Origin of the sequence: Micromonospora globbae (genome assembly GCF_036184225.1) — a bacterium.
GTDB classification, from domain to species: domain Bacteria; phylum Actinomycetota; class Actinomycetes; order Mycobacteriales; family Micromonosporaceae; genus Micromonospora; species Micromonospora globbae.
The window spans coordinates 1,161,036-1,183,636 of the sequence record NZ_CP108084.1 but is presented as its reverse complement, the minus strand read 5'-3'; the positions used below and the strand labels follow the sequence as shown (position 1 = coordinate 1,183,636).

Genomic DNA, 22,601 nt, shown 5'->3' with positions numbered 1-22,601 from the left:
GATCTGGTGGTGGGGGAATCACCGCGCGACGGGGGTGGCGCGTTGTCGTCGGCGGTGCAGCCGGCCGCGGACGTCCGCGACCGCGTTGGGCAGCACGACGGAGGCGATGAGCAGCGCCCCCGTGACGATCGTCAACGCGTTGGCGTCGACGTCGGCGAGTTGCAGCGCGTTGCGCAGCACGCCGAGGAGCAGGACGCCGGCGACCACGCCGATCAGGCCGCCGCGCCCGCCGAAGATCGACACGCCGCCGAGCAGGACGGCGGTCACCACGGTGAGTTCGAGCCCCGTGGCGTTGTCGCCGCGGGCGCTCGCGTAGCGCAGCGTCCAGAAGACGCCGACCAGACCGCAGACCGCGCCCGAGGCCACGAACAGCCAGAACTTCGTCCGCGCCACGGACACGCCGGCGAAGGTGGCCGCCTGGTCGTTGTTGCCCATGGCGTAGAGCGCCCGGCCGGCCGGCGTGGCGTGCAGCACGACGCCGAACACGAGCGCCAGCAGCAGCACCGGGACGACCGCGGCCGGGATCGACGTGCCGGGGATGCTCCGGACGGCGGCGGCCGTCCAGTCGGCCGGGAAGTCGGCCACCGCCTGGTCGCCGAGGACCACGAAGGACAGTCCCCGGTACAGGGCGAGCGTGCCGATGGTCACGGCCAGCGACGGCAGCCCGAAACCGGTGACGAACACGCCGTTGACCGCGCCGAGCACGGCGCCGAGCAGCACCACGAGCACGCAGATCAGCTCCAGCGACAGCCCGCTGGACAGCCACATCTGACCCATGAGCGTGCTGCACAGGCCGACGGTGCTGGCCACCGACAGGTCGATCTCGCCGGTGATGACGATGAGCGTCATGGGCAGCGCGAGCAGGGCCAGCGGCACCAGGTCGAGCAGCAGGAACTGGACGTTGCGGCCGGTGGCGAAGTTCTGCACCGTCGCGCTGGCCAGCAGCGTGGCGACCACCAGCGCGGCCACGACCGCCGCGTCCCAGGACCCGAGCGCGCCGCGCAGCCCGGCCAGGCGGCCCGCCCCCCGCTCGCCGCCGGCGCCGGGCGGCTCGGCCTCGGCGCCGACGGGCGGCGCGGCGTACAGGCTGTCATGCGCCATGAGCGCTTCTCCCTCTGAGCCGGGCCGCCATCCGCACGGCCAGGAGCCGGTCCAGGCCGATGGCGGCGAGGATGAGCGCGCCGACCACGGCCTGCTGCCAGAACGGGTCGATGCGCAGGACGGCCAGCGAACTGCCGATCGTGGTGAGCAGGACGGCGCCGAGCGCCGCACCGTAGGCGCTGCCGCTGCCGCCGAAGATCGCCACGCCGCCGACCACGGCGGCCGCCACGACCTGGAGTTCCAGGCCCGTGCCGGCGGCCGCGTCGAGCGTGCCGAACCGGGCCGCGTAGAGCACGCCGGCGAGCCCGGCGAGCGCGCCGTTGGCGACGAACACCGCGAAGACCCGCCGGCCGACCGGGATGCCGGAGAGCCGCGCCGCCGCCGGCTCGGAGCCGATGGCGTACAGCTCGCGGCCGCTGCGGTAGGCGCGCAGGTAGTAGCCGACGACGGCGACCACCACGAGCGCCACCAGGAAGAGCACGGGTACGCCGAGCACCGTCTGGTTGCCCAGGCGCAGGAAGGACCGGGGCATGTCGGCGGCGTTGATCTGCCGCCCGGAGGCCCAGTAGTAGTCGACGCCGCGGAAGGCGTAGAGGGTGCCGAGGGTGATGACGAGTGCCGGCACCTTCGCCACCGCGATGAGCCCGCCGTTGACGACCCCGCACAGCGCGCCGAGCGCGACGCCGAGCAGGAGCGCCACCGGCCAGGGTGTGCCGGGCGCGGCAAGGAAGAGGGAGCCGGTCGCGAAGGCCACCAGGCCGAGGATCGAGCCGACGGACAGGTCGACGTTGCGGGTGACGATGACCAGCGTCTGCCCGACCGCGAGGATCACCAGGATCGCGCAGCCCAGCAGCAGGTCCTTGACGCTCTGCCCACTCAGGAAGCGCTCGTTGCGCAGCGTGGTGACGAGGACCAGCGCGGCGAGCGCGAGCAGCAGGCTCAGCTCGCGTACGGCGAGCAGCCGCTCGGCGAGGCCGCGGCGCCGCGGGTCCGGGCCGGTGGGCGGGTGGCCGTCGACGCGCTCCGGCGCCCCAGCAGTGACGCTCATGCCGCCACCTCGCTCCGCTCGGCGCCGGCACGAGACACCACCGCACCGTGCCGATGATTCACTCGCTGACGCTCGCTCATGCCTGTGCTCCTTGGCCGGTGGCGGCGAACATCACCGAGGTCTCGTCCGCCTCGGCGCGAGGCAGCTCGCGGACCAGGCGGCCCTCGTGCATGACGATGACCCGGTCGGCCATGCCGAGCACCTCGGGCAGCTCGCTGCTGATCATCAGGATGGCCAGCCCCTCGTTGGCCAGTTCGGAGAGGAGCCGGTGGACCTCGGCCTTGGTGCCGACGTCGATGCCGCGGGTGGGCTCGTCGATGATGAGGATCCGCGGTTCGGTGGCGAGCCACTTGGCGAGCACCACCTTCTGCTGGTTGCCGCCCGACAGGGTGGCCACCGGCGCGGTGAGGCGGGACGTCTTCACCTGGAGCCGCCGCGTCCAGCGCCGCGCCTCGGCCCGCTCGGCCCCGCCGAGCAGCAGGCCCAGCCGGCTCAGCGCCCGGCGCCGGGCCAGTGTCGCGTTGCGTTCCACCGACAGCTCCATCACGAGGCCCTGCTGGCGGCGGTCCTCCGGCACCAGGGCCATGCCCGCGGCGATCGCCTTGCGGGGGCTGCCCGGCGGCAGGACGGTGCCGGCCACGCGGACCTCGCCGGCGTCGTAGCGGTCCACGCCGAAGACCGCCCGGGCCACCTCGCTGCGGCCGGCGCCCACCAGCCCGGCCAGCGCCACGATCTCCCCGCCCCGGACGCTGAACGACACGTCGGAGAAGACACCGGCGCGCGTGAGCCCACGGACCTCCAGGAGCGTGTCGCGCAGCGGGGCGTCCTGCTTGGGGTAGAGCGAGGAGACCTCCCGCCCGACCATGCGCCGCACCACCTCGTCCACCGTGAGGTCGGCGGCGCGGTCGCTGGAGACCCAGGCGCCGTCGCGCAGGACCGTGATCCGCTGGCACAGGTCGAAGACCTCGTCGAAGCGGTGCGAGATGAACAGCACGGCGGCCCCGCGCTCGCACAGCGACCGGGCGACGCCGAACAGCCGTTCCACCTCGACGCCGGAGAGCGCGGCGGTCGGTTCGTCCATCACGAGGATCCGGGCGTCGAAGGAGAGCGCCTTGGCGATCTCGACGAGCTGCTGGTCGGCGATGGACAGTCCGCGCGCGGGGCGGGCCGGGTCGATCCGGACGCCGAGGCGGGCGAAGAGCCGCTCGGCGTCGCGGTTCATGGCCGCGGTGTCGATGCGGCGCAGGCCGCGCAACGGCTGCCGGCCCATGAAGATGTTCTCCGCGACGGACAGGTCGGGGAACAGGGTGGGCTCCTGGTAGATGACCGCGATGCCGGCGGCCCGGGCGTCGGCGGGGCCGCGCAGCTCCAGGGGCTGGCCGTCGAGGGTCATCCGGCCGGTGTCCGGCGCGTGCGCCCCGGCGAGGATCTTCACCAGGGTGGACTTGCCGGCACCGTTCTCGCCGACCAGGGCGTGCGCCTCGCCGGGGTGCAGCTCCAGGTGCACGCCGCGGAGCGCGGCGACGGCGCCGAAGGACTTCGTGACGCCGTCGAGTACCAGCAGCGGAGCGCTGTCCGCGCCCGGTGCGCCGGGGCTCATCCGATCCCCTCCTGAATCGTTTCATGAGTTGTGCATGGACGGTAGGGGCAGCCCTTCGGGACCGTCAAGAGTTTCCCGGCGATTTCCTCCCTGTTGCCGTCTGGACTCCGTGGACTCCGTCGCGCCAGCGGCGACGCCGCCCCGGTCGTGTGGCCGGAGTCGGCAACATCCACGATGTAGTGGCCTCAGCCGCGGCCGGAGTCGACAACATCCAGGATGTAGTGGCCTTAGCCGCGGCCCGTGCCGGCAACATCCAGGATGTAGTGGCCTCCGCGCGGACGGGACGCGCGTGCGCTCGTGAGCGCCGGGACGGACGCGGGCACGCCGGACGACGAGGGGCGACTGGATGAAACGTTTTAGGCGCTATACACTCCCGACGTCACCCGGCCGGGCCCGTCCCGCGGCGCGCGCGTCGCCGTCTCCGGGGATCACCGCAGGCCGCCACCGTCCGGGGGCCGTACGCACGGAATCGTCGAGGGAGCCATGGCAGCGGCAAGCATCAAGGAGGTGGCACGGCGCGCCGGCGTGTCCCTCGGCACGGTGAGCAACGTGCTCAACCGGCCCGACATGGTCGCCCCCGCCACCCGCCAGCGGGTGCTCGACGCCATCGCCGAACTCGGGTACGTGCGCAACGACTCCGCCCGACAGCTCCGCGCCGGGCAGAGCCGGACGATCGCCATCGTGGTGCTGGACGTCGCCAACCCGTTCTTCACCGACATGGTCCGCGGCGCGGAGCAGGTGGTCGAGGAGACCGGCGCCATGCTCATCGTGTGCAACAGCGGCGAGGACAGCGCCCGGGAACGCCGGCACCTCGAACTGCTGGAGGAGCAGCGCGTCCGCGGCGTGCTCATCACCCCGGTCGGCGACGGCCCCCAGCCGCACCTCGAGAAGCTCATCGACCGGGGCATCCCGGTGGTGCTCGTCGACCGCGGCGCGGGCCGCGCCAGCCGCTGCTCGGTGGCCGTCGACGACGTGCTCGGCGGCCGGCTGGCCATGGACCACCTGCTCGACCAGGGTCACCGCCGCATCGCGTACGTGGGCGGGCCGTTCTCCCTCGCCCAGGTCGCCGAACGCCACGCCGGGGCCGCCGCGGCGCTGGAGGAGCGCGGCGCCGGCGCCGAACTGCGGGTGGCCGCCACCACGAGCCTGACCGTCGCCTCGGGCCGGCGGGCCGCCGAGGACCTGCTGGCCCTGCCCGCCCGGCAGCGCCCCACCGCCGTCTTCTGCGCCAACGACCTCATCGCGCTCGGCGTGCTCCAGGAACTCACCGTGCGCGGCCTGCGCGTCCCGGCCGACGTGGCCATCGTCGGCTACGACGACATCGAGTTCGCGGCCGCCGCGGCCGTCCCGCTGTCGTCCGTACGCCAGCCGCGCGAACAGCTCGGCCGCACCGCGGCGCAACTCCTGCTCGAGGAGGCCGAGGCCGGCGCCACGCACCAGCACCGCCACGTCGTGTTCCAGCCGGAACTCGTGGTGCGCCGCTCCAGCGACCAGCCCCGCCGCCCGCGGCGCTGACCCCTGCCCCGCCGGCGCCCCTGCGCGCGGACAGGTCGAGAGGCCCGCGCGCATCCGGGCTGCGGATGACGCGGACCTCCCGACAACTTCAGGGAACGGCCAGCCGCCGGAGACGGCCGGGTCCGGCGGCCGACCAGGGCCGGCCGCCGGTGCGGGTCAGACCGCCGGCGCGGAGGTGCTCACGAAGCGCCAGGTGCCGGCGCCGACGGTGTGCACCAGGTAGCCGTCGACCATCCGCCGGGACTGTACGAGCCCGCCGGGCGACGCCTCGACGTCACCGGCCCGCGCCGCCGGCACGTGCACCTCGGCGGTGGCGCCCACCGGCACCTGCACGGTGAGCACGAACTCGCCGTCGCCGACCCGCCAGGCCGACGACGCCCGCCCGCGCACCGTGTCCACGGCCGCGGACGCCGAGGACACCTCGGCCCGGGCGTCGGGCCGGACCACGAACCGGGCCCAGCCGTCGGCGACCGGCCGCAGGCCCGCCACGTGCTCGTAGAGCCACTGCACGACCGTGCCGTGGAAGTAGTGCTGCCGGGAGCGGGTCGAGGTCGGCCACATCTCCCACATCGTGTCGGCGCCGTTCTCCACCCAGAAGCCCCAGCTCGGGTACGTCCGCTGCAACGCCACCCGGGCCGCCACGTCGGCGTGGCCGTGCGCGGTCAGCACCGGCAGCAGGACGCTGGTGCCGAGGCAGCCGGTGTTGAGGTGCCAGCCCCGGTCCCGGATGTCGGCCACCAGGTTGTCCACCACCGTGCCCACCATGTCCTCGGGCACCAGCCCGAACGCCAGCGGGACGGCGTTGGACGTCTGCCGGTAGCCGGGGTCGCGGTCGGTGCGGTACAGCCCGCGCGTACGGTCGAGGAACATCTCGTTCAGCCGGTCCCGCAGTCCGTCGGCCGCCGCGCGGAACCGGGCGGCCTGCGCGTCCTGCCCGATCATCTCCCCCACCTCGGCGGCCGACACGAGCGCCCGGTGCAGGTACGCCGTGGCGGTGAGCCGGGTGTCCTCCGGCGGGTTGCCACCGGTGCCCGGCGACAGGTAGTCACCGAGCGCGGTGACCGCGAGCCCGTCCCGGAGCCGGCCCAGCTCCCACTCCAGGTAGTCGGCCACGGCCGTCCAGTGCTGGTGCGGCAGCCGGTCGTCGCCGTACCAGCGGTGCATCTCCCGCAGCAGGAACGGGTAGACGGTGGTCCACTCGGGAGCCGGTGCCAGCTCCTGGTAGCCCCAGCCGCCGCTGGGCACGATCACCGGCACCTGGCCGGACGCGACCTGGGCGTCGCGCAGGTCGCCGAGCCACTTGGTGAAGAACCGCGACAGGTCCAGCTGCCCGGCCATGGTGGGGGCGGCCACCTGGGCGTCCCCGGTCCAGCCGTTCTTCTCGTACATCGGGGTGTCGGTGGGGATGCCGTGGAGGTTGTTGCGGACCGTGCGGCGCATCATCCGCTCGAACTGCTCGAACAGCGGCTCGCTGCACCGGAACTCGCCCACGTCGCGGACGTCGGAGTGCACCACCCGCATGGTGACGGTGCCGGCATTGGCCGCGCCGGGCAGCCCGTCGAGCTGCACGTACCGGAAGCCCTTGTACGAGAAGCGCGGTTCCCACACCTCCTCGCCGCCGCCCCGGGTCACGTACTCGTCGAGCTGGAACCGGGCGCTCTGCACGTTGCCGTTGGACGCCTCCACGGTCCCGTCGGCGCGCAGTTTCTCGCCGTACAGGATGCGGATCGTGGTGCCCGCCGGCGCGGTCACCCGCAGCCGTACCCAGCCGGCGGTGGTCCGGCCGAAGTCGGCGACCCAGACGCCCGCGCCCGGCGAGGTGAGCCGGACCGGCGCCACGGACTCGACCACCCGGATGGGTTCGTGCTCCTGCGCCCGCACGGTGCCGGCCGGCGCGTCGAGGACGCTCGCCCGTGCCCACTCGGCGTCGTCGTAGCCGGACGCCGACCAGCCCGGCAGCTCCCGGCGCGCGTCGTAGGTCTCCCCCGCGAACAGCGAGTTGGACACGGTGGGGCCGTCGGTGACCCGCCAGGAGTCGTCGGTGAGCACCTCCGTGCGCGAGCCGTCGGGGTGCTCGACCACGAGGCGTCCCAGCAGCCGCGGCTCGCCGTGCCACGGCGGCTGGTGCCAGCGCCACACGTTCCGGGTGGTCATGCCGTAGAAGCCGCGGCCCAGCTCCGCGCCGAGCACGTTGTGCCCCGCGCGGAGCAGGTCGGTGACGTCGTGCGTCACGTACAGGACGGTGTCGTCGTAGTCGGTGAACCCGGGGTCCAGCACGGCCGTCCCGACCCGCCGGCCGTTGACGTGCAGCACCTGGTAGGCGAGCCCCGCGGCGTACCACCGGGCCCGGGCCACCGGCTTGTCGAGCCGGAACGCGCGCCGCAGCAACGGCGCGGGCCGCTCCTCCACGGGCGGCTCGATGCCGCTGCCCCACGGCCCCTGGCCGTACGGCGCCAGGACCGTCACGGGCGACCAGGCGGAGTCGTCGTGCCCCGGCTGCTCCCAGCCGGACTCCACGGTGCCGGTGGTCCGCCAGCCCGCGCCGGTGACGAGCACCAGCTCGGCGCCGCCCGCGGTGCGGACGACGAGCTTCGCGATGAGACCGCCGGGGTTGACCGAGGCGCCGCCCCGGTTCGTGGCGATCGCGGCCAGCACCAGGTCACCGCCGACGGCCTGCCGGGCCGCCTGCGTCACGTCGGCGATCCGGGCGGTGCGCCAGCCGTCGGTCTGCGGCGGGGCGTGCAGCACCTGCCGCCCGCCCAGGTACGCCGTGAAGTCGTCGTCGGCGCTCATGATCAGCCGGGCGGAGGCCACCTCGGTCCCGCCCGGCAGCGCCAACCGGCCGCGGAACCAGCGCGGGCCGACGGGCGCGTTGCCCGTCGTCGCACCGGGCCCCCACACCCACGACGCGCCCGCGAGGTCGAGCGCACCCGGCTGCGGGACGGTGACCTGGGAACCCCACGGCCCCTGGCCGTACGGGGCGAGCACGGCCGCCGGCGTCCAGCCGGTGTCGTCGTACCCGGGCTCCGGCCAGCCGGTGCGCTCGCTGTCGGCGCTGCGCCACGAGCCGTCGGTGACCAGCACCGACCGCTCGCCGGTCGTGGTGGTGACCACGAGCTTGGCGAGCAGGCCGGCCGGGTTCACCGACGGGCCGGGACGGTTGGTGGCCACCACGGCGACGGTGAGCGCGCCGTCGGCCGCGCGGGCGAGGTCGGTGACGTCGGCGACGCGGGCGTTCTTCCAGCCGTCGGCCTGCTGCGGTGCGTGCAGCACCTGCCGCCCGTCGAGGTACGCCGTGAAGTCGTCGTCGGCGGTCACGACGAGGTGGGCGACCGCGATCTGGGCACCGGCGGGCAGCGCGAGCCGCGCCCGGAACCAGCGGGGGCCGGCCGGGGCGTTGCCGGCGGTGGCGCCGGGCGACCAGATCCAGGAGGCCCCGGCGAGGTCCAGCGGCGCCGAGGCGTAGTCCGGCTGCGCGCCGATCCAGCGGGCGGCGCCGAAGCCCTCGTCACGCAGGCCCGTCTCGAACCAGGTCGGGTCGCTCCACCGGGTGGCCCGGCCGGCACCGTCCCAGAGCCGCACCCGCCAGTGGTAGCGGGTCCGCGGCGCCAGCGGCCGGCCGCCGTACGCCACGCCGACCGACCGCGCCGACGTGACCCGGCCGGAGTCCCAGACGTCGGCCGCCCCCGGGGTCAGCCGGTCCGGCCGCGTGGCCACGAGCACCTGGTACGCGCTCTGCCGCGCGTTGTGGCCGGTGGCCGTCGCCGTCCAGGAGAAGCGGGGCGCGGTGACGTCGGTGCCCAGTGGACGGTCGGCGTACTCGGTGCGCAGGCGGTCGACCGTGAGCGGCCCGGCACCGGCGTTCGGCGGCGGTGCGGCCGCCGCGGGCTCCGCGCCCGCGCCCCCGAGCGCTCCCGCCGTGCCCCCGAGCGCCACGGCTCCGGCGCCGGCGGCGCCCCACCCGATCAGGGAGCGGCGGCTGACCTCCGATCCCGGGGATGGTCGTTTCCTCTGCGCCATCGGATCTCCTTCTTCGCTGTGGTGGGGTCAGGACCGCGCGCCGGCCGGCAGGGGCGCGGACCAGACGTCGGCGATCGACGGGTCGTAGCCGTCGCCGGTGTCCCGGAACCGCACCCGCACCACGCCGTCGCGGGTGGCGTCGGGCAGGTCGACGACGACCTGGTAGGTGACGGCGCCGGCCCCGCCCGCGGTGCGCTGCCAGGAGCGGGAGTGCGCCACGACGCCGTCGACGACGATGTCGTAGTCCTTGAGCTGCGCCTGGTCGTACGTCTCCACGGCGCGCAGCACGAACGGCGCGCCGGGCGTGACGGCCAGGTCGAACTCGAACCAGCCGCCGGGGTAGGTGACGTTGGTGTAGCGGCGGGTCAGGCCGGCCTCGGTGTTCGCGCCGGAGTGCTCCGAGGCGGTGAGCCCGTGTGCCCGCTCCGAGGCCGCGTCGCCGAGGTCCACGTGGTCGTAGGCGCCGGCCGGCGGGTTGGTGATCCGGACCGGGACGGCCAGCGGATGGCGCTCCGCCTCGGTGGCACCGGTGGCGACCGTGACCGCCGCGGGCCCTTCCGTCACCGCCACGGGAGCGGTGAGGGCCGTGGTCACGGTGGTCTGCGCGCCGGGCGCCAGGTCGTACGCGGCGGCGGGCGCGACCGCCCAGCCGTCCGGTGCGGTGGTCGTGAGCTTCCCGGTCACGGGCACGCCGGCCCGGTTGCGCAGGACGGTGGTGACCGTGGTCGTGGCGCCCGGGTCGACGGGGTCCACGGTGGCCGACACGATCTGCACGGCCGGCACGGTGGTGACCGTTCCGGACACGGGCAGGGTGGCGGTGCCGCCCCGGTACCGGTAGCCGGCGGTGCCGTCGAGGGTGACGGCGGCCGGCGCCTGCCCGGCGGGGATCCGCACGTCGTAGCGGTGGTGCACGGTGGCCTTCGGCGCGACGGTGGTGGGCCGCGCGCCGGCGGGCGTCACCGTCCAGCCGTCCGGTGCCCGCAGCGTGGAGGTCACCCCGGTCAGCGGCGTGGCGCCGCCGTTGGTGACGGTGACGGTCGCGCGGACCACCTCGCCGGGCAGGCGCTCGCCGACCGGCAGGTCGAGGGTGACGACCGCACCGACGAGGGCCGAGGACGCCGCGGAGAGCCGCTGGTCGACGCGCGTGAGGAGGGCGCCGAACCGCTCCGCGTGGGCCTCGGCCAGCCGGCCGACCCGGACCTGGGTACGCAGCCACCGGTCGACGTCGTCGGCGGTGGCCAGGCCCCGGTGCGCGTGGGTGGCGGCGGCGCGGGAGTCGCCGGCCAGGTACGCCGTGCGGGCCGCCGTCGTGGCGGTGGCGAGCTGGCCGGTCCGGGCGCGCAGGTACGCGGTCACGGGCTGGCCCAGCTCACCGGCCAGCTCGTCGGTGAGCGCCGTCAGCGCCGTGACCGCCTCGCCGGCCTCCCCCAGGTCGCCGAGCGCCCGGTCGACCGCGAACGAGTAGGTGCCCGAGCCGATCTCGTACACCGCGACGCCGCCGTCCATCCGGACGAACCGCACCCCGTCGGCCCGCTCCGCCGGCCGGCCGCCCTCGGTGACGGCGTGCCGCGTCGGCGCGGGGACGCGTACGGTCGCCGTGACGTTCGCCGGCACCCGCAGGCGCAGCCGCATGTCGCCCCGGTCGTCGAGGCTCCAGTCGCTGCCGATGTCGCCCTGCGCGGCCCGGTACGTGGCCCGGGCGGAGGTGAGGCCGCCACCCGGCTGGGGCGCGAACGTGAGGTGCGCGTACCCGGGGTTGGCGGGGTCGGGTTGGATGCCGGCGACGGTCCGGTACATCCAGTCGCCCACGGCGCCGTAGGCGTAGTGGTTGAACGAGTTCATCGACACGTCGCCGAAGCTGCCGTCGGGCATGATCGAGTTCCAGCGCTCCCAGATGGTGGTCGCGCCCCGGGCGATCTCGTAGCCCCACGAGGGGTAGGTGTCGTTGAGCAGCAGCCGGTAGGCGACGTCCAGGTGCCCGGTGTCGCTGAGCGCCGGCAGCAGGTCGGGGGTGCCGAGGAAGCCGGTGGACAGGTGCCAGTCGTGCCGGCGGACGTTGTCCACCAGCCGGTCGGCGGCCTTGGCGCGCAGCGGCTCGGGCAGCAGCCCCATGCCGATGGCCAGCACGTAGCCGGTCTGGCTGTCGCCCTGCACGGTGCCGTCGGCCGAGACGTACGCCTCGACGAACGCCTGCGCGACGTCCCGGGACAGCGCGGCGTAGCGGGCCGCGTCGGCGTCGCGGCCGATGGCGGCGGCCATCTCCCCCAGCAGCCGCATCGTGTACGCGTAGTAGGCGGTGGCGATGACGCCGGCGGGCGTCGGGTCGTCGAGGTTGAGCCAGTCGAGGTACGGCCCGGCGTTGGTGCGCCGGTTCCCGGAACTGGTGGTCTGCAGCCAGGACGCGTACCGGGTCATCGACTCGTAGTGCTCCTCGATCACCCGGGTGTCCCCGTACCGCTGCCAGAGCGTCCAGGGCACCGTGATCCCGGCGTCGGCCCACCCGGTCGCGCCGTCGCCGCAGCAGGCGCGCGGCGCCACGTCGGGGTACGCCCCGTTGGCCGACTGCGCGTCGCGCAGGTCCTGGAGCCACTTGGTGAGGAACGTGAGGCTGTCCATGTTGAACGTCGCGGTCTCGGCGAAGACGTTGATGTCGCCGGTCCAGCCGAGCCGCTCGTCGCGGGCCGGGGTGTCGGTGGGGATGGACAGGAAGTTGCCGCGCTGCCCCCAGGTGATGTTGCTGTGCAGCTTGGTCACCATCGGGTCGGAGGTCTCGAACTCGCTGGTGAGGTCCCCGTCGGTGTGCATGACCAGGCCGGTGACGGTGGACAGGTCGGGGGTGCCGGGGAGGTTGGTCAGCTCCACGTACCGGAAGCCGTGGAACGTGAACGTCGGCTCGTACACCTCCTCGCCGCCGCCCCGCAGTGTGTAGTGGTCGGTGGCGCGGGCCGAGCGGAGGTTGGCGGTGTAGGCGGTGCCGTCGGGGTTGAGCACCTCGGCGTGCCGGATGCGGACGGTGGTGCCGGTGGGCCCGGAGAGCTTCAGCCGCACCTTGCCGACCATGTTCTGCCCGAGGTCGAAGATCCACGTTCCGGGGGTGGGCTGGGTGAGGGTGCGCGCCGGCAGCTCCTGCACGACCCGCACGGGCGGGTCCACCTGGGCGACCAGCCGGTCGGTCGCGCCGGTGTCGTCGACCGTGGCGGCCGACCAGCCGGAGTCGTCGAAGCCGGGCCGGTCCCAGCCGGCCGGGAGCTTCCGCGCGTCGTACGTCTCGCCGTGGATCAGGTCGCTCTGGAGGAAGGGGCCGGGCGTGGCCCGCCAGGAGCCGTCGGTGCGGACCGTCTCGGTGCGCCCGTCGGCGTAGTCGACGACCAGTTGCGCGCTCAGGTGCGGGCGGTTGCCGTAGTGGTCGGTGCCGAACGAGGCGATGGTGCCCGAGTACCAGCCGTCGCCGACCAGGGCGCCGAGCGCGTTCTCGCCCTGGCGGAGCTGCCGGGTCACGTCGTACGTCTGGTACTGGACCCGCTTGTCGTAGTCGGTCCAGCCGGGCGCCAGCTCGTGGTCGCCGACGCGCTGGCCGTTGAGCGACAGTTCGTAGACCCCGAGCGCCGTGGCGTAGATCCGGGCGCGGGCGACCTCGCCGTCCACCCGGAATCCCCGGCGCAGCAGCGGGTTGGCGTCCAGGGCGGTGAGCATCGCCTCGGTGGTGCCGCCCACCCGCAGCCCGTCGGGCGTGGGGGTGCCGCCGCCGAACGGGTTCTCGCCGTCGGTGAGTGGGGCGGCGAAGAGGGTGTCGTCGCCGCTGGTCACGGAGAAGTCGGAGAAGACGGCGGTCTCCGCGCCGTCGGTGCGCAGGCCGACCGAGCCGCCGCGGTGGGTGCCGTCGCGGGTCACGTCGACCTGGGTGCCGTCGACCCAGGTGGTGATGGTGTCGCCGGCCGCCGTGATGCGCAGCGTGTGCGGGGCGGTCAGCTTGTCGGCGGGCACCACGGCGCCGAGCGGCACCTCCTTGAGCACGCGCCAGGCGCCGTCGACGCGCACGTGCGGGCGCAGCTTCGCGGCGCCGCCCACGATGGAGAGCTGCCACATGTACGCGTTGGCCGGCCCGTTGGCGCGCAGGTAGACGCCGGCGGCGTCCTTCTCCAGCCGCACCGTCGTCCGCACCGTGTAGTCGGACCAGGACTCGGTGGGCGACGGCATCCCGATCCAGTCGGCCTGCCAGCCCTGCGCGCCGCGTACGCCGGTCTCCCAGGAGGCGGGGGCACTCCAGCCGGAGGTGCGGCCCGCGGTGTCCCAGACCCGCACCTGCCACACGTACCGGGTGCGGGGCCGCAGTTCGGGGCCGCCGTACGGCACGAGGACGCTCTGCCGCGACCGGACCCGGCCGCTGTCCCACACGTCGGGGTCGCCGAGGCGGCCGGTGCTCGTCGCGACGCGGACCTGGTAGGACTCCTGGGCCACGCCGCGGGCGGCGGACTCGATGCGCCAGCCGAGGCGCGGCCGGGCCACGTCCAGGCCGATGGGGTCGGTCGCCCGCTCGGTGGTGAGGCCGGCCACGGTGAGCGCGGGCGGCGGGGCGGCCGCGGCCGTCTGCGTGCCGGCGGCCGCCGGTCCCGCCACCACCGCGGTCGGCGTCAGCGTGGCGAGCAGGAGCAGCGCCGCGGAGAACGCGAGGCGGCGCCGGGTGGTGCGCTTCATGTCTGGTCCTCACTCTTCGGCGGTCCGCGCGGCCGGGCCGCCCGCCACCCGCGCGGGTCGACGGGCGGCCCGGCCGCGGCGGCGGGTCAGCGGGGTTGGGCGGCCCGGTCGGCGACGGGGCGGAAGTGGGAGCGGCCGGAACCGACCTCGAAGACGGCACGGCCGTCCTCGACGCCGACGAACCGGGCCCTGCTCGGGCCGGACGCCCGGTAGGACTTCCCGTCCTCCAGCGGCAGGGCGACCCGGGCGGTGACGTTGACCGGCACGTCGAGGTCGACGTGCAGGCCCGAACCGGTGCGGCGCCAGTCGAGGCGCACCGGTCCGCGCTGGGTGGGTACGACCCCCGACGCGTGGTCGAGCCCCGTGGCCGGCGGCACGACGTCGACGCGGGCCGCGCCGGGGCTGGCGGTACGGACACCGAGCAGCGTCTCCTGCACGTCCACCACCGCCTGCGCGCCCCAGCCGTGCGACTGGCTGTAGTTGGTGCCGGGGTCGAGCGTCCACGCCTCCCAGGTGAAGGTGCCGCCCCGGGCGAGGATGTCGGCCCAGCCGAGGTCGTCGGGGTTGGTGAGCAGGCGCCGGACCGCGTCCGGACGGCCGGCCTCGGCCAGCGCCGCGAGCAGCCAGTGCGCCGTCATGGGCCCCTGCTTCATGCCCATCGACGCGAGGTGCGCGGCCAGCGCCGGCAGGTCGGCCCGCGGGGCCACGCCGTGGGCGATGGCGTACGACGTGGCGTGCTGACCGGCGTGGGCGCTCTGCTCGCCGGTGGCGGAGAGCCCGTCGACGTAGACGCCGTCGGCGCGGCGCAGCTTCGCGTTGATCGCCTCGGTGAGGGCGGCGGCGTGCCCGTCGTACGTGGCGGCCTCGGCGGCGGGCCGGCCGAGCGCCTCCGCCATCCGGGCGGTGGTGCGCAGCACGTCGACGCCCTGAGCGTTGATGGTGGTGCGGGCTGCGGCGCTCATGTCGTACCCGAACCGGCCCGGCTCGGGCCAGTCGACGATGCCGTAGCGGTACGCGCCGCTGCCGCCGGCCAGTTCCGTCACGAGGCCGGCGGTGGGGCCGGTGGCCGGGATGTGGCGCAGCACGTAGTCGGCGGTGTCCCGGATGGCCGGGTACGCCTCGGCGAGCAGCCCCCGGTCGCCGGTCTCGGTCCAGTACCGCCACACCCAGTCGACGAACATCAGCGAGTAGTCGGGGATGTCCCGCTTGCCGTCGCCGTTGGGGTAGACGGCGTTGTAGCGGCCACGGTCGCCGCCGGTGTTCCAGTAGCGGGCGGCCGAGCGGAGGAACTCGCGGATGGCCTGCTGGGTGGCGTCGCGCTCGCCGAAGGCGCCCATGGTGGCGTACGAGATGTTCGCGGCGTCCCCGAGGAACTGCCCCTTCTCGCGGGTGGGCGTGTCGACGAAGGCCTCCTGGACGGAGTACAGCGCAGAGCGGGTCATCATGGCCCACACCGCGTCGAGGGTGGCGTCCGAGCTGGCGAAGGTGGCCTCCTGCCCGGCCGGGACGTCGGTGTGCACCACGACGGCGGAGACGTCGCCAGGGGCGATGTCCTCGCCGGCGCCGGGGATCTCCAGGTAGCGGAAGCCGAGGTGGGTGAACGCCCGGAACTCCTGCGGGCCGTCGGTCTGGATGTACGGGAAGCTCATGTCCGTGCCCTGGGACAGCAGCGTGGACGTGGCGACCCGGCCGGTGTCGGTGAGCGTGTAGCCGGCCCGGATCGGCACCGCGCGCCCGGCCACGCCGGCGTCGAACCGTACGACCGGCCGGGCCGGGACGACCACGCCGAAGTCGGCGACGACGGTGCCGTCGTCGGCGGTGCGCAGCGCGACGGGGGCGACGGTCGTCTCCGTGAGCCGGGTCTCCTGGCCGATGAGGTGCGGGGCGGACGCCGTCGGGTGCGCGCCGACCACCTCGGCGGCGGCGAACGGGGCGCCGCTGTCGTCGTACCCCGGCAGCATCCAGCCGGTGACCTCCGCGCGGGCGTCCTGCCGCTCGACCCGGTCGCCCTCGCCGTTGCGGCGCTCGGCGTTCGCGACGAACCGGGTGTCCCGGGTGACGCGCCAGGAGCCGTCGGTGACGAACACCTCGCGGGAACCGTCGGCGTGCTCGACGACCAGCTTCATGAGCACGCCCCGCGCGCCGGCGGGGCGGCCCTGGCCGCTGCCGTACCAGTGGTAGCGCAGCCCGATGGCGAGCGGCGCGCCGGCGCGCACGAGGCGCGTGACGTCGGCGGCCTGGTAGTAGTCCTCGCCGGGGTAGCCGAAGGAGGTGCCGCGGTCGGCGCGGACCCCGTTGAGGTACAGCTCGTACGTGTGGTCGGCCGCCGTGTAGGCGCGCGCCCGCACGACCGGGCTGGCGTTGGGGCGTACCTCCGTGCGGGCCAGCGTGTAGTCGTCGGCCTCGGTGGTGGCGCGCCGGATCCAGCTCGCGCCCTCCCACTGACTGTCGGAGATGCCGGTCTCGAAGGCGCCGGTGGCGGTCGGGGACGGCCGGCCGGTGCGGTCCCAGGTGCGCACGCTCCACCGGTACGCCGCCCCGGCCCGCAGCGCCGGACCGGTGTAGGGCACGTAGGACTGCTGGTCGGAGGCGACCTTGCCGGAGTCCCAGACGGTGGCGCCGCCGGCGTCGGTGACGGTGATCCGGTACGCCGTCTGCGCCTCGCCGGGGTCGGCGTCGCGCGGGAGCCAGCCGAACCGGGGCGCGCCCTCCACGTTGAGCGGACGGGGGCGGTCGTCGACGGTGAGGGCGGTCGGCGCGTCCGGGGCGTGCCCGGGGGCGGCCAGCGCCGGGGGCGCACCGGCCAGCACGGTCCCGACGACGGTCGCGCCCGCCACGACCATGGCAGCCCGGCGTCGTCCGGGCAGGGGCCGGAAGTCGATGGTGCGAGGGGTCACGGTGCCTCCTCCGCCCTGTGAATCGTTTCAGGCAGGCTACGTGCTCGTCTCCGTCCTGTGAAGACGTCGCCTGTGGCCGGATCCGGCCACCACGGACGCACGACGGATCATGAGAGCCCTTCCCGTTCGGTGATCAAGGCCCTACGGTAGGTACCGGACGGTGCCGGGTGGGACGGGGGTGCCTCGTGGAGGAGTACGACTACATCGTGGTCGGTGCGGGCTCGGCCGGCTGCGTCCTGGCCAACCGGCTGACCGAGGACCCGGGCACCCGCGTACTGCTGATCGAGGCCGGCGGGTGGGACCGCAGCCCCTTCGTCCGGATCCCCAAGGGGTTCAGCCGGCTCATGGACGACCGGCGCACCGCCTGGCACTACCCCGCCGAGGTCGCGCCGGGCCGCCGGGAGACCTGGCAGCGTGGCCGCCTCGTCGGCGGTTCCAGCTCCATCAACGGAATGGTGTACGGCCGGGGCGACCGGCTCGACTACGACGCCCTGGAGGCGCTCGGCAATCCCGGCTGGGGCTGGGACACGATGCTGCCGATCTTCAAGAGGCTGGAGGACAACCCGCTCGGCGCCACGGAGACGCGCGGCGCCGGCGGCCCGCTGCGCCTGTCGACGGCCACCGGCACCGACGAGCTCTGCGAGGAGATCATCGCCAGCGGCGAGAAGCTGGGCTGGCGCCGGGTCGACGACCTCAACGCGAGCGACGGCGAGCGCATCGGCTACCTCATGGCGACCATCCGCGACGGCCGGCGCAGCAGCGCCGCCGACGCCTTCCTGCACCCGGTCCGCGACCGGCCCAACCTGACCGTCGCCACGCGGACCGTCGCCCTGCGCGTCCTGGTCGACGACGGCCGCGCCACCGGCGTACGGGTCCGCCGCGACGGGCACGTCGTCGACCACTTCGCCTCCGCCGAGGTGATCCTCGCGGCCGGGGCGCTCGCCACACCGCACCTGCTCCAGCTCTCCGGCATCGGCCCGGCCGACACGCTGCGCCGCGCCGGCGTCGACGTCCTGCTCGACCGGCCCCGCGTCGGCATGGGGATGCGCGAGCACCGGTCGGTGCCGCTCCAGTTCCGGCTGGCCGCGCGGGGCGGTTACAACCCGCTGCTCGGCAGCCCGCTCGGCCAGGGCCGGGCCCTGCTGCGCTACCTGCTCACCCGCGGCGGGCCGCTCGCGCTGCCCGTGTACGACCTGGGCGCGTACATCCGTTCCGGCCCCGAGGCGGACCGCCCCGACGCGCAGGTGCTGACGGCGCCCTTCTCGGCGGCCCCGCGACGGCCCGGCCGGGCGTTGGAACTGGAGACCGAGCCGGGGCTCATGGGACTGGTCACGGTGACCCGCCCGGAGAGCGAGGGCAGCCTCGCCATCACCTCGGCCGACCCGGCCGACCCGCCGCGGATCGTGGCCAACTACTTCCAGGCGCCCTACGACCGCCGGGTGGCCGTCGGCGCGTTCCGCCGCCTGCGGGAACTCTTCGCCACCGGCCCGATCGCCAAGCGGATCTCGGCGGAGACGCTGCCCGGTCCCGGCGTCCAGGACGACGACGAGATCATCGAGGCGGCGCTGGAGCACGGCTACTGCGGCTACCACGCGGTGGGCACCTGCGCCATGGGCCCGGACGACACGCACGTGGTGGACCCGCAGCTGCGCGTACGCGGGGTCGCGGGTCTGCGCGTCGCGGACGCCTCGGTGCTGCCGGTGCTCGTCTCGGGCTACCTCAACGCCCCCGTGATGGCCCTGGCCTGGCGCGCCGCCGACCTCGTCCTCGGCCGGTGACCCGGCCCGACCGCGCGGGGCGGGGTCAGCCCTCCGGATAGAAGAGGAACAGCGTGCAGCCCGTGGCGGTCGCGGGCACGTGCCAGGATCCCGCCGGGGCGTGCAGGAACGTGCCGGCCGGGTAGTCGCGTGCGCCGTCGTTGAAGGTGCCCGCGAGCACGTAGACCTCCTCGGGGCCGGGCTCGTGGACGTCCCGGCGCGGCCAGGAGGCACCGGCGTCCATCTCCAGCACGTTGGCGTGTGCGCCGGACGTTCCCCGCCACAGTGGCCGCAGCCGTACCCCCGGGAACAGCTCACGGACCGGGGCTTCGTCGACGGATACGGAGGTGTATCCCTCCTGGTCGAGGATTTCAGGGTGCATGCCCCCACCGTGCCGCCTCGGGACACGCCGCGACAGAGCCTGCGACGACAGCATGGGGTACTTTCCTGCCATGCATCGCGTCGTGGCCCTGGTGCGGCCGGTGCAGTCGACGTTCGAGCTCGGCTGCGCCGTCGAGGTCTTCGGCACGCCACGGGCCGGCATCCCCCAGCACTACGAGTTCGAGGTGTGCACCGAGACACCGGGGCCGGTGCCGACGACGGCCGGATACGAGATGTCCGTCTCGCGGGACCTGTCGGCGCTCCGCTCCGCGGACACCGTCATCATCCCGGGCTGGCTGCCGGTCGAGGCGCCGCTGTCCGACCGCGTACGCCGGGCGCTGCGGGAGGCGCACGCGCGGGGCGCGCGGCTCGTCACGATCTGCTCCGGGGTGTTCGCCCTCGCCCGCACCGGTCTGCTGGACGGCCGTTCGGCCACCACACATCCGGCACGGGCCGCGCAGTTGCGACGGGAGTTCCCGCGGGTGCGCGTGGAGCCGGACCGGGTCTACGTGGATCACGGCGACGTGGCCACCAGCGCCGGCGCGGGCGCCGGCATCGACCTGTGCCTGCACCTGGTCCGCAAGGACCACGGGGCCGCGTACGCCGCCGCCCTCGCGCGGCACATGGCCATGCCACCACACGACGCGCCGCGCCACGTGGCGTCCCCGCCCGGCGGGGACGCCCTCGACGACCTGCTGGAGTGGGCCTGTGCGCGCCTCGGTACGCCGTTGACGGTGGACGACCTGGCCGCCCACCTCGGTGTCTCGCCCCGCACCCTGGCCCGCCGTTTCGCCGAGCGCCTCGGGACGAGCCCGGGCACGTGGTTGCTCTCCCGCCGGGTGGCCGCCGCGCGCACGCTGCTGGAGGAGACGGACCTGCCGGTCGAGGCGATCGCGACCCGCGTCGGCCTCGGCTCCGCCGTCAACCTGCGCCGCCGGTTCCGCGCCCAGGTGGGTACGACCCCGGGCGCCTACCGACGCGCCGTCCGCACCCCGACCCGCGTCGATCATGAGGTTGGCGGGTGACGATCCGGGCGAACCGACCCGCCAACCTCATGATCAACGGGGACTGAGCGGGGACGGCGGCGGGGACGGGGGTTAGAGGCCTTCGCAGGGGCGGTCGCCGATCGTGCAGCTCTCGGGGCCCTTGGCGAACGCGGCGCTGTCCCGTACGTCGAACCTGACCGTCTGCGCTCCCCCGGCCGGCAGCGGCGCTCCCGTGAAGGTCACCGTCCGCCCCTCCTGCCGCCACTCGGCGCCGTTGACCTTGGCGACCTCGCTGTCGTCGGCGAACGTCACGACGAGCGTCCACCCGTCGCTCGCGACGGTGCCCGGGTTGGTCACCACCACCTCGGCGCTGTAGCCGAGCAGCCGCGAGGAGACGGTCTCGTAGCGGGCGCTCAGGGTCGGCGCGGCGGGCGGCGGCGCCGACGAGGCGGGCGTACGGGAGGGCCGGGGCGAGGCGCTCCGGCTGGGGCTGGGGCTCCCGCTCGTGGGCCGGGCCTGCCGCGTGGCCGTCGCCGCCGAGGCCGGGCGGGGCGACGCGGCCGCGGAGACGGAGGCGGTCGGGGTCGGCGTCGAGGTGGCCTGCGCGACGGGCTGCCGCGGGGGCTCCGGCCGCAGCGCCCACGCGGTCGCGCCACCGGCCAGCAGCACGCCGACGCCCGCCCCCACGAGGACGACGGCGCGGCGGCGCCGCCTCGGCTCGCCGCCGGCCCACGCCACCACGGGAAGCTCGGCCGTCATCCCGGCGTCACCGCGTCGCAGGTCGACCTGCTGGAAGGCGTACCAGTCGAGGATGGCCGGCAGCCGGTTGGTGAGCGCCTGCTGGTAGCTCTGCTCACGGGCGTCGCGCTGCTCCGCGCTCCACTCGCCCTCCTCGATCACCTCCCGCATGGACAGCCGGCAGCCCTCGGCGGTGGGCGTGAGCTCGCCGGTCAGGAGGCTGCGCCGGCCGCCCTCCCGGCAGCGCAACGTCATGAGTTCCGGTTCCCGCCGCTCGACCACCTCGGCCTCGACCGCGGCGTCGAAGCCGGGCAGCTCCGACGTGGCGAAGCGCAGCCGGCCCGGCGCGTCGGGCACCGCCGACACCTCGGTGAACCACCGGCTCAACAGCTCCGGGTCGGTCAGTGCGCGCCACACCCTGTCGGCGGGGTGAAACAGGTCGACCTGCGCGGCGATGTCGTTCACGGCGGGGACTCTACGGTCCCGGACGCCACCGGCGGGGGACGGGTGGCGCCACCGTGGACGCTCCGGCTCCCGCCGCGGCTCAGGCCCGCGCCGGGACTGCCGGCGGCTCCGGTACGGGCTGCGGCGTCCCGGCGCGACGGACCGGTGTGCACAGTCCGGCGAGCGCGATCAGCACGCAGCCCGCCCCGGCCACGAGGGTCACCGCGCCGGCACCGAACCGGCCGGCCGCCCACGTCAGCACGGCGGCGCCGGCGGGCCCCAGCGAGTAGTGGGTGCTCCAGAAGGCCGAGGTGACCCGCCCGAGCAGGTGGTCCGGCGTGATCTCCTGCCGCAGCGACATGGAGCAGATCCCGCCCACGCTGAGTCCGCAGAGGTACACCGCCGTGAGGACGGTGACGGCGGGCACGTTCCCCGCGAGCCCGACGCCCACGAGGGCGAGGCCGCAGGTCAGGTGGGCCCCGATCCACGAGACGCCGAAGCCGCGCCGGCGTCGCAGCGGCGCCACCAGCAGCGCGCCGGCGACGGTGCCGAGCGCCGCCAGGCCGAGCACGACGCCGACCGTGCCGTCGGAGCCGCCGAGGTCGTGCTTCACGTGGTAGACCAGCACGTCGGTGAAGCCGTAGGTCAGGAAGATGAACAGCGACAGCAGGACGGTGAGCGCCCGCAGCACGGGCTGGCGCCAGAGGAACCGCGCCCCGGCGAAGAACTCGGCCACCGGTCCCTCCCGCCGGACCGTCACGGCGTCGCCGTCGCCGCCGCGGCGGAACCGGATGAGGAGGAGCCCCGCGGCGGACACCGCGAAGCTGGCCGCGTTGATCGCCACGGCGGCCGAGGGCCCGAACCGGGCGGACACCACGCCGGCGAGCAGCGGCCCCGCCACGGCCGTCATGGCGTACGTGGCCTGCAAGCGACCGTTCGCCTCGGTGATCCGGTCCCGGTCCACCAGGTTGCGGACGGCGGCCACCGCGGCGATCTGGAAGACCATCCCGGCCGCCTCGCTGATCGGCAGGACGACGAAGAGCAGCCACACCTGCGGGCCGGCGAGCCAGGCCAGCGGGACGAGGCCGTAGAGCACGAGCCGGACCAGGTCCGCGGCGATCATCAGGGTGCGCCGGTCGTACCGGTCGACCAGGACGCCGCCGAAGACGCCCGCGCCCACCGACGCGGCCCCGGCCACGGCGGTGAGCAGGCCCATCTGCGCCACCGACCCGGTGGCGTGCAGGATCAGCAAGGGGACCGCGAGGTAGGCGAACGAGTCGCCCGCCGCCGAGAGCGACTGCGCGACCCAGTACGTGCCGAAGGTGCGGTCCCGCCACAACGATCGCCGGGCGGTGCCGGCACCGGGGCTCATGACGGCAGGCTACCGGGGGACGGACCGACTCGTGGCCGGGGGCCGCG

At 75.0% G+C, this 22,601-nt stretch carries 12 protein-coding genes; 3 read left to right on the top strand and 9 right to left on the bottom strand.

Annotated features, from left to right (window positions below):
• Positions 1-18: 18 nt before the first annotated feature.
• The 3 genes from OG994_RS05230 to OG994_RS05220 all read right to left on the bottom strand — a co-directional run bounded on the left by OG994_RS05230 (position 19) and on the right by OG994_RS05220 (position 3,749).
• Positions 19-1,101, bottom strand: a complete 1,083-nt coding sequence (locus OG994_RS05230) for an ABC transporter permease (protein WP_328852382.1) — start codon at positions 1,099-1,101, stop codon at positions 19-21.
• Positions 1,091-2,149 (bottom strand): ABC transporter permease, encoded by a 1,059-nt coding sequence (locus tag OG994_RS05225; protein ID WP_120326413.1) that lies wholly within the window; start codon positions 2,147-2,149, stop codon positions 1,091-1,093. Before OG994_RS05225 ends, OG994_RS05230 begins: the two co-directional genes overlap by 11 nt.
• A gap of 76 nt (positions 2,150-2,225) precedes the next feature.
• A complete protein-coding gene (locus OG994_RS05220) occupies positions 2,226-3,749 on the bottom strand; it encodes a sugar ABC transporter ATP-binding protein (RefSeq protein WP_328852381.1) in 1,524 nt (507 codons plus the stop codon).
• Positions 3,750-4,232: 483 nt separating this feature from the next.
• Between OG994_RS05220 and OG994_RS05215 the strand changes: the two genes are divergently transcribed.
• Positions 4,233-5,264 carry a LacI family DNA-binding transcriptional regulator gene (locus OG994_RS05215; protein WP_120326415.1) on the top strand — a complete coding sequence of 344 codons (1,032 nt, stop codon included), beginning with the start codon at positions 4,233-4,235 and terminating at the stop codon, positions 5,262-5,264.
• A gap of 156 nt (positions 5,265-5,420) precedes the next feature.
• On the opposite strand, the gene OG994_RS05210 is transcribed toward OG994_RS05215, so the two are convergent.
• The 3 genes from OG994_RS05210 to OG994_RS05200 all read right to left on the bottom strand — a co-directional run bounded on the left by OG994_RS05210 (position 5,421) and on the right by OG994_RS05200 (position 16,876).
• Complete coding sequence (locus tag OG994_RS05210) at positions 5,421-9,284, bottom strand: family 78 glycoside hydrolase catalytic domain (RefSeq protein WP_328852380.1); 3,864 nt, start codon at positions 9,282-9,284, stop codon at positions 5,421-5,423.
• A gap of 27 nt (positions 9,285-9,311) precedes the next feature.
• Positions 9,312-13,979: a family 78 glycoside hydrolase catalytic domain gene (locus tag OG994_RS05205; protein WP_328852379.1), complete on the bottom strand. Its 4,668-nt coding sequence runs from the start codon at positions 13,977-13,979 to the stop codon at positions 9,312-9,314.
• Positions 13,980-14,065: 86 nt separating this feature from the next.
• Complete coding sequence (locus tag OG994_RS05200) at positions 14,066-16,876, bottom strand: family 78 glycoside hydrolase catalytic domain (protein WP_328852378.1); 2,811 nt, start codon at positions 16,874-16,876, stop codon at positions 14,066-14,068.
• 185 nt (positions 16,877-17,061) lie between these two features.
• Here OG994_RS05200 and OG994_RS05195 point away from each other — a divergent pair, with 185 nt between their 5' ends.
• Positions 17,062-18,654 carry a GMC family oxidoreductase gene (locus OG994_RS05195; RefSeq protein WP_328852377.1) on the top strand — a complete coding sequence of 531 codons (1,593 nt, stop codon included), beginning with the start codon at positions 17,062-17,064 and terminating at the stop codon, positions 18,652-18,654.
• Positions 18,655-18,679: 25 nt separating this feature from the next.
• Here OG994_RS05195 and OG994_RS05190 read toward each other — a convergent pair whose 3' ends face one another.
• Complete coding sequence (locus OG994_RS05190; RefSeq protein ID WP_328852376.1) at positions 18,680-19,015, bottom strand: cupin domain-containing protein; 336 nt, start codon at positions 19,013-19,015, stop codon at positions 18,680-18,682.
• Positions 19,016-19,085: 70 nt separating this feature from the next.
• Between OG994_RS05190 and OG994_RS05185 the strand changes: the two genes are divergently transcribed.
• Positions 19,086-20,039, top strand: coding sequence for a GlxA family transcriptional regulator (locus OG994_RS05185; protein WP_328852375.1), 954 nt, complete (start codon positions 19,086-19,088; stop codon positions 20,037-20,039).
• A gap of 72 nt (positions 20,040-20,111) precedes the next feature.
• On the opposite strand, the gene OG994_RS05180 is transcribed toward OG994_RS05185, so the two are convergent.
• Both OG994_RS05180 and OG994_RS05175 read right to left on the bottom strand, forming a co-directional pair.
• Positions 20,112-21,203, bottom strand: coding sequence for an SRPBCC family protein (locus OG994_RS05180; RefSeq protein WP_328852374.1), 1,092 nt, complete (start codon positions 21,201-21,203; stop codon positions 20,112-20,114).
• A gap of 79 nt (positions 21,204-21,282) precedes the next feature.
• Positions 21,283-22,554: an MFS transporter gene (locus OG994_RS05175; RefSeq protein ID WP_120326423.1), complete on the bottom strand. Its 1,272-nt coding sequence runs from the start codon at positions 22,552-22,554 to the stop codon at positions 21,283-21,285.
• Positions 22,555-22,601: the final 47 nt, after the last annotated feature.